Here is a 13,659-nt window from a genome sequence, read left to right as displayed (position 1 = left end):
GCAGACGCTTGAATTGTGCCGAATTAGAGTTCATTTTCGACCTCAACAATTTTTGATTTGAGTTTGTTGATGGCCGACGACGCCGAACTGAGAAAGTTGATTTCCGGAGCAACTGAAAAGGTGCTGGAACTCGTGCAGAATAGACACGACCTACAGCATACGATGCTGATGCTCGACCCTCAGCAGATCATCCGTACGATCAGCGTCGCATCTGACCTCGTCGAGGAGATCACGTATAATTGTGATGATGAGGCGATGGTAAATGAGTATCTCCGCGAGAGCTACGCCTCGATCCTGCGTGTCCATAAGGCCACCTCTTATGCAATCGTGACCCCAGCATATTTCGAGGACCCAAAAACGGGAGCTAGTGATCTCGTCGTCGTCATGGGAGCGTACACCGATCAAAGCAGTCTGGCTGGGTACTTTCCCATTCGTACGGAAGCCGGAAGTCCAAAGGTTGATCCTTTCGTGGCGGACCAAGCGGTCGAAAAGGCCTTCAACTTTGGAGGTCTCCTGTCTCCCATCACAGTCCACTGAATTGACCATGGCACGCGGCAAGCCATTTCGAATGGCAAACCCCAAAAAGAGCCCCTTGAGATCGCTGGAGACTGGATCGGGATTCCGATTCATGCTCTGGTGATAGGATTCGACAAACCATGCGCAATTCTCTCCCGCCCGGAACACTAGCCGGTCCCATCGCCCCCCAGCTGCCAGTTTCCTCCTGGAACGGCCTTGCGATCGTCGGTGAGGCGCCCGGGCGTCAAGAGATCATCAACGGTGTCCCGTTCACTGGGCCGGCGGGCGAATTGCTTAACAAGCTGCTCGATCGGGTTGGGATCAGAAGAGACGAAACGCTCATTACAAACTGCTTCGCCCATCAGCCAGCTTGGAGCGCCAATCAAGATGGCAAGCGTCGCAACAACGACATCCTGAATTTCTTTACGCTTGATCAGACCGCCGCAAATCCCAATCTTCCGGCCTATCGCGGCCGCTATCTGCTCGAAGAACTAGCAAGTGATCTTCGCGCGACCTGGCGCCTCCTCCGCGACAAGAAGCCGAAGGCGATCCTGGCCATGGGGTCGACTGCTCTTTGGGGCATAGCTCATTTGGAAGGTCTGACGGAGAACCGCGGTCAAACATTGAGCACCCGAGCCTGCGATGCTCCGCTGATCGCCACGTATCATCCCGCCTTTGTCCTGCATCGTAAGGACGACACCCTCGCAGACCGGATCGAAGAGGATATGAGGAAGGTACATCCTCTCCTCTGACGTAAGCAGAATATCCAAATCTAAAACCCCAAAAACAATCGGCTGCTGCCTTAACCCGTTGAGGATTCTCAATGTCCGGGAACAATCCTGCTTATTCTCGCTATGCCGCAAACTCTGCTGCACTGGCTATGCTCGCTGGCGCTACAGGCAATTGCACGGAAACCGACAACCATAAAGTCTGCCCGCCGCTTCCCAACAATGACAACGACTTATTGATCCGGCTTGGGTGCAGTTGAAACACCGGCGGTCATGGGCAGGGTTGAGTAGCCCAGCCAGCCTCCAGCACAGTTCAAGATCACCCAAGCCGTCTCTATAGGTCGTTCCGACAACCAAAAGCCGCAGTTCGACAACCATAAACACCAACAAAGCGCACTCGATGCTCTGGTGGGTGGTCTAATCATCGATTCCTTCGCGGGCGGTGGCGGGGCGAGCACGGGAATCGCAATGGCACTCGGCCGCCAGCCTGACATCGCCATTAACCACGATGGCGAGGCCTTGACGATGCACGAGGCCAACCACCCCTCGACGATTCACGTGCGGCACGACATTTGGCGGGTAGATCCCCGCAAGTACACGAAGGGTCAACCTATCGGTTTGGCTTGGTACTCCCCAGATTGTAAATCACATAGCCGCGCCGCCGGAGGAAAGCCAAAGGCGAAGAATATTCGCGACCTAGCGTGGGTAGTGATCCGCTGGGCGAAGGTTGTACGCCCCAGAGTCATCCTTTTGGAAAACGTTGAGGAGTTCGCCGGATGGGGCCCTTTGACTCCTGAAGGCCAGCCGTGTCCGAAACGCAAGGGTCAGACATTCGCCGAGTGGGTGTCGAAGCTCGAGCGCCTGGGTTATAGGGTCGAGAAGAAAGAGCTACGCGCTTGCGACTACGGTGATCCCACAATCCGCAAGCGCCTATTCATGGTTGCTCGGTGTGACGGCAAGCCAATTGTGTGGCCGGAGCCGACGCACGGCGATCCCAAGAGTGCCGATGTTCAGTCCGGCAAGCTACTTCCCTGGCGCACGGCCGCTGAGATCATTGATTGGGAACGTCCTTGCCCATCCATCTTCATGTCCAAGGCTGAGGCCCTCCAGTTCAAGGAGGAAACCGGCATTCAGACGAAGCGCCCGCTGGAGCGTGCTACCCTAGCTCGCATCGCCAAAGGCGTGAAGCGGTACGTGATCGATGCGGAGCGACCCTTCCTCATTTCTCTGACTCACCAGGGCGGTGACCGCTCCGAGAGCGTCGATGACCCGATGCGGACTATCACGGCAGCCAATCGTGGTGAGAAGGCGCTGGTGCAGCCCTTCATGACGAAGTTTCGCAACGGTGCCGTCGGTTCGGCTGCAAACGATCCACTCCCAACCGTCACTGCCAACAGCTTCGAGAAGCGGCCTGGCTGCGGCGTTCCGATAGGCCTCGTTGCTCCGGTTATGACATACGCTCAACAGGGCGGTCTCAATCGCTCGCCGGAAAAGCCCCTCCATACAGTTACTGCCAGCCGGAAAGACCAAAACGCACTCATCGCTCCTTACCTCGTACCCCGCTACGGCGAGCGTCCGGGCCAGGAGCCACGCACTTATCCGATCGACCGGCCTGGACCGACAATTGTCCCTGACGCAAACGGCGGCTCATTGGCTGCAGTTTCTCTGGTCCGCCACTTCGGCGCTTCTGTCGGCTCTGCCGCGGACGAACCAGTTGGCACGGCGACTGCCGGTGGCGGGGGGAAAAAGGGGCTCATCGCCACGTTCCTCGCACAGAACAATACTGGTGTGATCGGCCATTCGCCGGAGGAACCGTTGTCCACGATTGTGGGCAAGGGCTGCACCCAGAGTGTTGTAGCCGCTCACCTGACCAAGTTCCAGGAGAACAGCATCGGTCAGATGCCGGACGAACCCATCCATACAGTGATGGCCGGCGCTCCTCGTCATGGCGTCGTCGAGACGCACATGGTCGCTCCTCATGTGATTAACATGAAAGGGTCTGACATGCGCTCTTCGGCTGCCAATGACCCGATGCCTACGGCGACGGCGCAGGGCAACCACATCGGGACGGTCGGCGCGTCTCTTGTCGCATACTATGGGTCCGATCAGGACACTCCTGTCGCGGAGCCGGTACATACGATCACGACACGGGATCGCTTCGGCCTGGCCGATGTGAAGGGCGGCCTCCCGCCTCTGGCTCCCGAGCTCATGGAGAAGGCCCGAAAGGCCGCTAACTTCCTTCGCGAGTTCGGCTGCTGGGACGACCGCGAGATCGTGACTGTAGGCGCTCACGTGGTCGTGGACATCGGACTCCGTATGTTGACCCCCAGGGAGCTTGCCCGCGGCCAAGGCTTCCCGGATGATTACATCCTTGAGGCCATGCATGACGGTAAGCCGCTGACCCGTACGTCGCAGACTCGCATGATCGGCAACTCGGTTTGCCCAGGCGTCGCAAAGGCGCTGGTCCACGCCAACATTGTTGTCGCGTCGATGGTCAAGGAGCCGCCTCCGGTCTACCGCGCCTGGGGCGCAGACCTCAAAGCTCGGCTCCTCGCTCGTCAGCAGCAGGCCAGCATCCAGCAGATGTCCCTGTTCGGTGAGGCGGCATAAGCCGCCTCATTCCCCATTCAGATGTACTTCGAAGATCGGGCCTGCAGGTACTCCTGCGGGCCTTTCTTGTTCGATCGAAATTTCTCCAACCCCTAAAAGGATCCGAAGTGAGCAACCCTGTCATCGAGATCACGGAGGACCTCCGCGACAAAGTCCTTCTCCTCTTGAACGATCATCCAAAAGACGAAGTTCAGCAGCTCCTCGACAAACTCCGCAAAGACAGCCTCCGAGACTTTGAGGGACTGTTAGCCGGCCTGTCGAATCTTCCCGACCTTTCTCCCGTCAACCGAGCTCTCCAGGCTACCTGGTGGTTCATCGAGAACGTCCCGCAGGACGATTGGCGCCGGAACGAGATCTACTTCGAACTGCGCGGCCTCGTTCGCCAAGTCTCGTCCCAGAAGCAGCCGGCAGATAGAAAGCCAAGTAGCTTCATTCGCTTTGAGTGCGGACGTGAGGATCGATTCAGCGAGGACCATGGTCCCTTCGAGTTCGTTCAGGCCACCTATGGGACCATCCGGGTCGGACCCGACGGCGACCGTGAGATCGCACAGTTCAAAGAAGACGGGCTTTGGCATACCGAAGACGGGCAGACTTGGTCCGATTTCGTGATCTTCGCGGAGAACCGCACCGATGACTGACACTCGCACGCGGTACCAGGAGGGCATGCGCGTCCGCTGCACCGCCATTTGCGCAGGAGTCCCTAGGGACACCCTCGGAACCGTTGGGAAGGTCGCCACTGGACGTGGCCCTTCGGTTTACTGCGATCCGGGGAAGAACATGGTCTTCGTAAACTGGGACAACGGCCAGCAAAAGGGCGTCTTCCGTGGCGAATTAGAGAAGATCCCATGAGCGACGATCCGCTTTTCCCCGAAGCCGAAGCCAAACAGAGGGCGATCGCCGACTATAAAGCCGTTCTCGGCACGGTAATCCATCCGGAATGGATCGTCGCCTATAAGGATGACAACTCCCATGACATCAGGACGGACGGAAAAGTTGCCGCCCGGGTGAAAGCAACGGTCGAATCCGACGTGACGCGGGTGTGCGACACTCATGTCGATCCCTATTGGGACCTGGAGATAGTCGCAGATCCTGACAACCTGCTCGCGGGCTACACCAGTCCTTGGACCTGGGGCAACTCCTACCGAATCCAGTAGGCAGGTCCCTCTTTCTTCAGATCAAGTTCAGGAAACCTCGATGGAATATACGGTCAGTCGCTACAAAGGCGAGTGGGCGGTCTTCGCCCGCACGTCCCGCTGCTATGTCCTTTTCGGATCGAAACGGAGAATGAATGAACGCGCGAGAGAGCTCAATGAGCAGGACCGGCGTTAACTGGTGAAATTCGAGCAGCAACGTCGACCGTTTAGCCCGTCCCCGCAGGGGCGGGCTTTTTTTATGTCCTTCTCCCAGTCACCGAGCGGAGAGAACCACACAAATAAATCCCCAAAAGCAGGAGCCGCCATGAGCGAGCGCGAGATCGAAGTGTCTACCGATCCGGAGTCCGGCCAAACTCTCCGGATCGTCGAAGTCAGTGGAAGCTACCCGGGTTTCCGCGTTCAAAGCCTGGAGGAAGGCATTCTACAGAGCCAGCCCTACTGGTGGCAGCTTGCTTTTAAGGACACGCTGACAGAGGCTCAGGAAGAACGCCGACTGATCCACCTTGCCGCAGTCGAGATGAAATCGCTGAATCGCGAGTACATTTCCTTCGGCTCAAATCGCCCCCACACTCCCGACGGTGCGGCCGACTACGCCTACAAGTATGCCGAGGGCGTCGTAAAACTGAATACACCGGGGCACGGTTATTTCGCCCTCAACGAGGAACGCAACCAAATTGTCCACGAAGTGTGGCGCAACTCCGCCGGCTTTTACGAAGAGGATCAGTGCTGGGCGATCGTTGCCTATCATTTCCCTGAACTGTTCACGACCCGCGATAGGCGGACCGCCAAGTGGATCCTGGTCAATTGCATGCCGCACGAATACATGGTCGTCACGGGCGAGAAGCTTTCACTTTCCGACAGCCTGCGTTTGCAAGAGGAAGCCTTCGTCGAAGCAACGAAGGACAAGTGGGTCTCGATCTCCGCTCAGGCCGCCGCGGACGGAATGCTGAAGATCACAGCGGCACTCGGCTGCCATCGCCTCTTCCGTCCTGGCCCCCGCAAGGAGCGCGTCTTCCTCGTCGCTGCTGATGAATACGAACAGCGCCCGAAGTTCGGTCTCGTTATTGACCCCGACCGGCATCAGGAAATCCTGCCCGAGCGCGCTGCCCTTGCTGCGGCCTGAGCCTTCTCACTTCCCATTCTGGAATCCCCCATGATTGAAATAACGGCTCGCCCGCCGCAGCTGGATTTCTTTGCCGACAACGATTCACCCGTGATGGCCGTTCTCTTGGTAGTCAGGTTCTTGTCTCAAACAGGGTCGTTAGCGGTTCCGAATGTCTAGAGAGGGCCTTCAGCCGGGCCCGCCCGGGCGGGCCCGGCTGAAGGCCCTCTTGTCGCAGCACTGTCAGACTCATTAAGCTGAGCTTTAAGCAAGAGCGGAGGGCTCAGAGTGTCCGTCCATCAGTTCCGACGTGAGGACCTCCTCCGGCCGGCAACGCCTGGCATTGCGGCCTTCTACGACAGCCAGATGGAGCAGGCAGCCTTGGCTGCAGTGGAACATGCAGCAATAGGCGAACTCACCCCGGTTGTGTTTACCAAAGCCTGGGATCTTGACCACGACCTGACTGCTTTCGCACGGCTTATCCGTCTGACCGAGCGGTCGCCCAAGACTGCCAGAACCTATGCCCTCGAAGCTGAGGTCTTCGTCAGGTATCTCCGCCAGAGGCACGGCAAGTCATTAGCGGAGGCAGCGGAGCCGGACTTCTGGGCTTACAGAGCATTTCGGCGTGAGGGACCGCTGAACATCCGCCTCAGTCCCGCAAGCTGGAACAAAGTTGCTGCCGTCCTGCTTCGCCTCATCCGTCACCGCAAGCTCCCCTGCCCCGATATCGAGTGGCGGAAGTTCCGGGTGCGCAAACCGAGGACAAAGTCCGATCAATCCCGATCGCCACGTATAAGCTGTTCCGTGATCAAGGGATGGCTATGGGCCGCGCTCGCCTGCGCAACCAAGCTTTCTCGGAACTGCTTGTCACCACGGGATTGCGCTGCGCCGAGAATTGCCTGATCCACTGACATTTGGGTCTAACCGGACGCTCGAGGTGCAGGTGCCGGCTGCTATCACCAAGGGCAACAAAGCCCGCACCGTTCACTACTCCGCCCGAGTCGCGCGCGACTACGTTGATGCCTATGTATCAGAGGAACGCTCCCATCACGTGCATCTCGCCATCGAGCGGTTCTTTCCCAAGCGTACTTACAGCCTATCGGCACTTGGGCGCCTGAGTGGTTGGATTTTCTTCGTGCCAGAGGGCCCTTCCAAAATCCGGATCGTCTCGGGCGGCGGCGCCCAAGGTTTAGTAGAGACCGCCAAGCTGACTATCGAAGAACGCCGCAAACTCGTCGAAGTCAGACCATTGCCGACGAGCGGGGCGCTCGAAATCGTGGATTTCGGGAGCCTTTGGCTGGGCGAAGGTGGAAGTCCCCTTACCACGGCCGGCTGGAATGCGGTGTTCACACAGGCGAGTAAGCGGTTGCGCACCAGCAGTTGCCCGAATGTGCATGTCACCCCCCACGTGCTGCGGCATACCTATGCTGTTTACACCTTGAACAACATGCTGCGCGCGCTACTCGAGGTGCGTTCCCGGCGCCGTCATCTCGATCGTCGAAATGAAATCTACGAACGCATCATCGGCGATCCGCTGTACACGCTCCAAAGGCTTCTCGGGCATCGCGCGTTCCGGACAACCCTCAAGTACCTTCGCTACGTCGAGGACAATCAGGAACTAATCGACAGCGCTGTGGCGGAATGGGACCGCCTGATCGGATCCGAGGCAGCAGAGATCCCGAAAGTGCTGCTCCTGCCCCTCCCGGCGGGGGAGTAGACATCAGCACGCAGCCCAGTTGCACCGCCTCCTAGGTCCGACCCGACGATGGGACACAGGCGATAATTACCACCTTTAACCTGGAGAACCAGCATGGGCAGAGGACGCGGTCCGGTCGACTTCCGGCAATTAGACGTGGCAGGGGAAGTCAGTTCCCAACTAAGTATGTCTGGGACATGCCGGGTTGATCCCGCGCGCCCGTCCCTCATCGTCCGGCTTCAGAACCGGACCACCACTTGGCATTTCGACAAATACCCGCGACGAGAGTTGGCGCTTGAGGTGATGCGCGTCATCAAGTCCATGGTCGAGCACGGTGGCTACTTCAACACCTTCGCCAGCTACAAAGCTTACCGTTATAGCCTGGGGTCGAACCTAAATAACATTAATCGGCACGACCCGGCAGGTCGGGTGTACTCCTTAAGGGACATGGACCGGGCCTTTCTCGATGGCATCGACCACCCCGGAATGAAAACCTCTGCGTGGAGCAGGTTTCACAACCTCATCTTCGTGCTTCGGGCGGCCAGGACTTTCAATCCCGAGGCCACAGCGCCGGATCTCAACGACCCCGTTTACGGTGATCGTCTATCCTTCATCAGCCGTTACGAGAGGGCCACACCCTTACCCCGTGACTCTTACAGCCCTCATGTGGCAGCCCAGATCCAGACCGCTGCACGATCCGACATCGCGGCGGTCTCGGAGCGGGTTCGTGCAGGTATTCAGGATCTCCGAGCGCTCCAAGCTCGGGCAGCGCGACCCAGTGAGCGTCTCAGCCCATCGGAACGCAGCATGCTTCACCTTGCCCGAACGGGCTCCGTCGATTTCGAGGCGTTCAAGCGCGACATCCAACAGGCGGGACTTTTCAGGTTTGGCGCGGCGCACACGAGGCAGGTCTCAGACTTCCCAAAGGAAGACATTCTACGCGCCGCTGAGTTTCTCGCATTGGGACTAGAGCAAAGGGAAGTCAGCCGCCGACTAGGGTGGCCCGAAATGACCGTCACTCTTCTCATCAGCAACGATCAAACATTCATCTCTATTGTCGAAGCGGCCGAAGACCGGGCTCTTGAACGGACCCAGGATGAGATTGTGAAGTTCAGAGAGGCCCGGCAGCACCGCCTTGACACCTATGCCCGAACTGCCGCGGCGGCCGGGCGCACGAGAGGCGACCTGACCGAGCGCAAAGACCACCCGAGCATCCTTAAGTGGTACAATGAGCAGATTGACCGGCGGCTCAGCGTCCTGCGTGCATGGGTCGAGGCTGGCGTTCCCCGGGAGAAGCTCGGAACGGTCAATTTTACGATGCAGTCGATGGAGAGGTGGGATGATCCCGAGCTTGGGATAGCCCCCATTGGCCGGCTGAACTCCTCCAAGCCCATGATGCGTCAGATTGTCGACCGGCGCTCTGAATTCACTAATCTGCTGCAGGCCTTGAACGGGGGCCTCAAGCGCTGCTTCTTCAACGGCTACATACAAAGATTGCTGGCCAAGATCGAGGTCCTGGAAGAATGGGTTCTCAACGGGATGCCGGAAGAGCAGGTCCCTGGCTTCATTTTCACGCTCCGGCATTTCATTGCTTGGGAGGACGACGCACTAGGGATTACCCGCCTGTCTCCGGTTGACACCACCACGACACACCCGCGCTATGGCCGTTTCGTTCAACACACGTATACCCTGCTGCAGTCCTTGCGGATTCAGTGCCGCCAGCGAGGCCTGCTGCCGGGTCGCACCATCTCTGGACCACGGACTTTTGAGGCCGAGGTCCGGGCACCCGGGATATTCGGCCCGAACTTGTGCCCAACTCAGGACGAACTGACCTCCTTCATTGCTCATCTCGGGCTGATGTGTCAGATCGACTACGGATCGCTCAAGGAGTTGCAGCGTGACTGTCTTCGAAACGCTGCCAATGGCCGGGTCGACATCGTCTACCTGAAGGCCCGCCCACACTCGACGGAGAAGGTGCAATCCGAGCGGGACGGGAGCTTGGAGACCCCGGGCGGCCTTATTCGCCGGGTGCTCGAACTGACCCAGGTCGCTCATGAGGCGATGAAACAGGCCGGCCACCCTGACGCCGACAATCTGTGGCTCGGCTACTTCACCGACGGGGAGTTCCGGAAATGCCGCTTTGCCGGCCATCTCCAGAAATGCTGGCGGCGCTTTTGCGAACGTCATGGGATCATAGGCGATGACGGAGATCAGCTCGACACCATTCTCCCGTCGCGCTTCCGCAAGACAGTCAAGGCCACCAAGTACCGCAAACGGAACGGGGATCTGTACGCGATCACCGACGACCATACTCCTGCGGTGGCCCGAGACCACTACGCCAACCTGCCCTCACTTGAGGAAGCGCATGACGCGGCTGTCGATCGAGGCCTACGACGTGCCCTCGATGAGGTGACCGCGCGAGTCGTGTCGAATGACAACACCCCAGAGGCGGCCAAGCGGCTGAGCGAGGCAACCGGAGAGCCGGTGGAGATCTGCGCCGCTGTTCTGGCCGGTGACGAGGACACCTGGCTTGCCGGCTGCATGAGCTTTTACAAAAGTCCGTTCGGTTCGGTCGGAGAGCCCTGCCCAACTCCGTTTACAGAGTGCCTTCACTGCTCGAACAGCGTTTTCGTGGCCCGCAAACTTCCTAACCTGCTCCGCTATCGCCGCTGGCTGCTGCTGCGCCGGGGGATCGTGTCGGATGCCGAGTGGCACAGCCTCTATGCGCAGGATCTCGCGCGGATCGACGTTCAGATCGTGCCCCAATTTACTGCAGCTCAACTCGCAGAGGCGGAGCTCCTCATCGTTGACGATGAGGACCAGGACCCGTTGTTCATTCCGGCAGCCATTCGGGAGGCCATCTGATGCCAATGACTTCCCGCAAGCGTCGGATGCCGCCTCCGCCGAGCACCACAATTGGTCCAGATACTCCGTTCGTGCCTCAGTACTGGTGGATTCCCAGCAAGGCTGCTACGGCCACAATCTCTCGGTACGCGGACAACCTGATCGACCTCGACATCGGCATCCCACAGGTCAACGTCGACTTCTACAATCGCCACATCGACCTAAACAGAGTTCCAGAGAAGCATCGCGAGACGATTCGCGCTTTTGTCTGGTGCGCCATGAACATGGATCATGCCGCCATGGAAGGTGGAACCGAGCCGATCCCACCCGCCAGAATCAAGCGGGACCTTCATATCGTGACGCGCTACCTGACCTTCATGTCAGAGCGTGGTGTGAGGCTCGCAGCCGCTACCGATGCCGACTATGACGCCTGGATGGCGCAGTTCGACGGACAGTCCTACACCAGCCGATTGCGTGCATCGTCGATCCCACGGCGCCTGCATTGGTACCGTCGCCACCTGCCGGTGGAGATCTCCGAGCATCAGCCCTGGTCCGACCGTACGGTAATTGATCTGCTCGGCCGATGTCCCCAGATCGATGAAAACACCACTGAACGGGTGCCTCGGCATGTAATCGAGCCGATGATGCGGTGGGCGCTATTTTATGTTGACGTTGCCGCGGCGGATGTCCTTAACCTGTTGCAGCGCGTGCCGGAGCCGCTTCGAAATTCGTCGGTGCGTATCGCCGCCAAAGACTACAAGTTCGCAACGTTGCCGGGGACTCAGGTCCCCTGGAACTCTGTGTTTACTTACGCCCCTATCGAGAAATCCGAAATATCATCACCGCTTGCTATATTATAACAGGTTATCTGTCCGGAATGCGCGACGGCGAAATCCAGACGATCGAACGTGGCAAGTGGGGCGTCAAACATGATGAGCACGGGACCCCGTACCGCTGGTGGGTAAAGGCCAAGGAATTCAAGCGCGACGGGAAAGGCAGGGAGCGAACCTGGATCGTTGTTCCAGAGGTGCACCGGGCGCTAGAAGTTCTGTCAGAGCTCGCCGATGTGATGGCAGATATCAATCCGGATGGCCCCGATCTGATCAATGGACAGCTGCTGTTTCGACGCTTTGTGGGCATCGGACCGAGGGGTCCTTGGTCCACGCGGAATGCCGCGCTCGAGAACAGGATGACTGACTGGATCAACATGTTCCAGAAGCACCTCAATGCGTCAGCCCACCGGGCCACGGCAGCGACAAGCGACCAGGACGACATTGATGTCATTCTGAAGCTGTTTCACATTCCTCCAGCATCGGAAGGAGAACCATGGCATTGGATGGTCAGACAATTCCGCAGAACCATCGCTTGGTACATCGCGACCGAACCCTTCGGCACGGTGGCGGGCATGCGCCAGTTCGGTCATATACGCGAGGTGACGTTTCAGGGGTATGCCGGATCGCCTGAAGGCGGATTCCGCGACGAGGTCGAGCGCATGCGGACAATCGGCCAGATGCGGGACATTCTCGACATGTACGAGGACGTCCAGCAGGGTGCGCGCCTGGGAGGACCAACTGGCGCGCGGCTGGAGAAGGAGTTCGCCTCGATCGCCAAGCAGCTCGGCCACCTGCCCGGCAAGGTTGTCAACGAGGAGCGGCTGATCGGAATGCTCAAGAACGTTGCCAAGTCCTCCGCCCCACAGTTTCCTGAGACACCCTATAAGCGGACTGGATCCGCAGAAGGGTGATGATGATGACAGAGATGATGAAGGATGCGGCCGGTCCGGGCCGTGGTGGGCGCATGTCGCGCCAGCGCAAACGCGAGGCGGTTCTGCGGCTGCTGCGCGGTGAGGATCTGGACACGGTCTCGCGCTCCCTGGGCGTGACGGCCGCCACGCTGAGCGGCTGGCGCGATGCTTTCCTGGCAGCCGGCGAGGCCAGTCTCGCCACCCGGCTGGCCACCGGTGAGGCGCTGGGGACTGAGCGGCTCAAGGCCCGGCTCGGCGAGATGCTGCTGGAGCGTGAGCTGCTGGAGGCCAAGATTGCCCTTCTGGAGGGCGGCCGCCCTTTAGCTCAGAGGAGGTCGAGGCGATGAGCCGGGCCCTCTCGCCGAGCAGCGGCCGGCCCTATGGCTTGGCGCGTGTCTGCCGGATCTGGCGCGTGGCCCGGGCGAGCGTCTACCGGCAGCGTCAGCCGCAGACGGACCGGCGGCGCCGCGGCCCGGTCGGACCGCTGTCCGATCCAGTGCTCACAACCGAGATCCGTGCCGTCCTGGCCGCCAGTCCGTTCCATGGCGAGGGGCATCGGAAAGTTTGGGCCCGCCTGCGCCTGAAGGGCATCCGCACCTCGCTCCGCCGTGTGTTGCGGCTGATGCGCGAGCACGACCTGCTGGCGCCGTCCCGGATGGGGGCGCCGCGTGGGCCGCGCAACCACGACGGCACGATCATTCCGGCAACCATCGACACCCTGTGGGGCACCGACATGACCACCGCTTGGACTGGCGAAGGGCAAGCTGCCGTGTTCGTGGCGGTCGATCACTACAGTGCCGAGTGCGTCGGCATTCATGCCAGTCGCCAAGCCACCCGCTTTGAAGCTCTCGAGCCGCTGCGCCAGGGCGTACGCGAGCACTTTGGCGGCTTTAGCAAAGGGATTGCTTCAGGCCTGTCGATCCGGCACGACCATGGCAGCCAATACATGTCGCGAGCATTCCAGGACGAGTTGCGGTTCCTTGGGATCGAGAGTTCGCCGGCCTTTGTGCAGGCTCCTGAAGGCAATGGCTGTGCGGAGCGGTTCATCCGCACCCTGAAGGAAAACCTGCTGTGGGTGCGCTCGTTCGAAACCATCGAGGAGTTGCGCCAGGCGCTGCTGACCTTCCGAGAAACCTACAACTCCACCTGGCTGATAGCCCGGCACGGATTTCAGACGCCGAAAGCCGTCCGGCACAACCAGCTTCCATCCGCGGCCCTCGCCGCGTAGGCTTCAATCCGGTGTCTCAAAAACTGCGGGCGGTACA

At 59.5% G+C, this 13,659-nt stretch carries 10 protein-coding genes and 1 pseudogene; all 11 read left to right on the top strand.

Annotated elements, in window-relative coordinates:
* Window positions 1-69: 69 nt before the first annotated feature.
* The 11 genes and pseudogenes from DDF70_RS07920 to DDF70_RS07860 all read left to right on the top strand — a co-directional run bounded on the left by DDF70_RS07920 (window position 70) and on the right by DDF70_RS07860 (window position 13,622).
* Window positions 70-537 (top strand): hypothetical protein, encoded by a 468-nt coding sequence (locus tag DDF70_RS07920; RefSeq protein WP_114944331.1) that lies wholly within the window; start codon window positions 70-72, stop codon window positions 535-537.
* A 119-nt stretch (window positions 538-656) separates the two neighbouring features.
* On the top strand, window positions 657-1,268 hold the full coding sequence (locus tag DDF70_RS07915; RefSeq protein WP_114944330.1) for a uracil-DNA glycosylase family protein: 612 nt from the start codon (window positions 657-659) through the stop codon (window positions 1,266-1,268).
* Window positions 1,269-1,652: 384 nt separating this feature from the next.
* Window positions 1,653-3,854 (top strand): DNA cytosine methyltransferase, encoded by a 2,202-nt coding sequence (locus tag DDF70_RS07910; protein ID WP_281024347.1) that lies wholly within the window; start codon window positions 1,653-1,655, stop codon window positions 3,852-3,854.
* 107 nt (window positions 3,855-3,961) lie between these two features.
* On the top strand, window positions 3,962-4,492 hold the full coding sequence (locus tag DDF70_RS07905; protein WP_114944329.1) for a hypothetical protein: 531 nt from the start codon (window positions 3,962-3,964) through the stop codon (window positions 4,490-4,492).
* 207 nt (window positions 4,493-4,699) lie between these two features.
* Window positions 4,700-5,008, top strand: a complete 309-nt coding sequence (locus DDF70_RS07895; protein WP_114944327.1) for a hypothetical protein — start codon at window positions 4,700-4,702, stop codon at window positions 5,006-5,008.
* 304 nt (window positions 5,009-5,312) lie between these two features.
* Complete coding sequence (locus DDF70_RS07890) at window positions 5,313-6,131, top strand: DUF7007 domain-containing protein (RefSeq protein WP_114944326.1); 819 nt, start codon at window positions 5,313-5,315, stop codon at window positions 6,129-6,131.
* 922 nt (window positions 6,132-7,053) lie between these two features.
* Entirely contained in the window at window positions 7,054-7,827 is a 774-nt protein-coding gene (locus DDF70_RS07880; RefSeq protein ID WP_114944324.1) for a site-specific integrase, read from the top strand.
* 165 nt (window positions 7,828-7,992) lie between these two features.
* Window positions 7,993-10,671, top strand: coding sequence for a hypothetical protein (locus DDF70_RS07875; RefSeq protein ID WP_162820254.1), 2,679 nt, complete (start codon window positions 7,993-7,995; stop codon window positions 10,669-10,671).
* Window positions 10,671-11,510 carry a hypothetical protein gene (locus DDF70_RS07870; RefSeq protein ID WP_114944322.1) on the top strand — a complete coding sequence of 280 codons (840 nt, stop codon included), beginning with the start codon at window positions 10,671-10,673 and terminating at the stop codon, window positions 11,508-11,510. The genes DDF70_RS07875 and DDF70_RS07870 overlap by 1 nt, the downstream gene beginning before the upstream one ends.
* A 17-nt stretch (window positions 11,511-11,527) precedes the next feature.
* A complete protein-coding gene (locus tag DDF70_RS07865; protein ID WP_114944321.1) occupies window positions 11,528-12,394 on the top strand; it encodes a hypothetical protein in 867 nt (288 codons plus the stop codon).
* Window positions 12,394-13,622 (top strand): annotated as a pseudogene (locus tag DDF70_RS07860) (IS3 family transposase). The gene DDF70_RS07865 and the pseudogene DDF70_RS07860 overlap by 1 nt, the downstream one beginning before the upstream one ends.
* Window positions 13,623-13,659 lie beyond the last annotated feature (37 nt).

The organism is Microvirga calopogonii, assembly GCF_003347665.1.
Taxonomy (GTDB): domain Bacteria; phylum Pseudomonadota; class Alphaproteobacteria; order Rhizobiales; family Beijerinckiaceae; genus Microvirga; species Microvirga calopogonii.
The sequence above is the reverse complement of the archived record's forward strand: the minus strand, read 5'-3'. Positions and strand labels throughout refer to the sequence as shown.

Coding starts and splice junctions, on each gene's coding strand:
- DDF70_RS07920 (WP_114944331.1), top strand. CDS start 70: ATGGCCGACGACGCCGAACTGAGAAAGTTGATTTCCGGAGCAACTGAA.
- DDF70_RS07915 (WP_114944330.1), top strand. CDS start 657: ATGCGCAATTCTCTCCCGCCCGGAACACTAGCCGGTCCCATCGCCCCC.
- DDF70_RS07895 (WP_114944327.1), top strand. CDS start 4,700: ATGAGCGACGATCCGCTTTTCCCCGAAGCCGAAGCCAAACAGAGGGCG.
- DDF70_RS07890 (WP_114944326.1), top strand. CDS start 5,313: ATGAGCGAGCGCGAGATCGAAGTGTCTACCGATCCGGAGTCCGGCCAA.
- DDF70_RS07875 (WP_162820254.1), top strand. CDS start 7,993: ATGTCTGGGACATGCCGGGTTGATCCCGCGCGCCCGTCCCTCATCGTC.
- DDF70_RS07870 (WP_114944322.1), top strand. CDS start 10,671: ATGCCAATGACTTCCCGCAAGCGTCGGATGCCGCCTCCGCCGAGCACC.
- DDF70_RS07865 (WP_114944321.1), top strand. CDS start 11,528: ATGCGCGACGGCGAAATCCAGACGATCGAACGTGGCAAGTGGGGCGTC.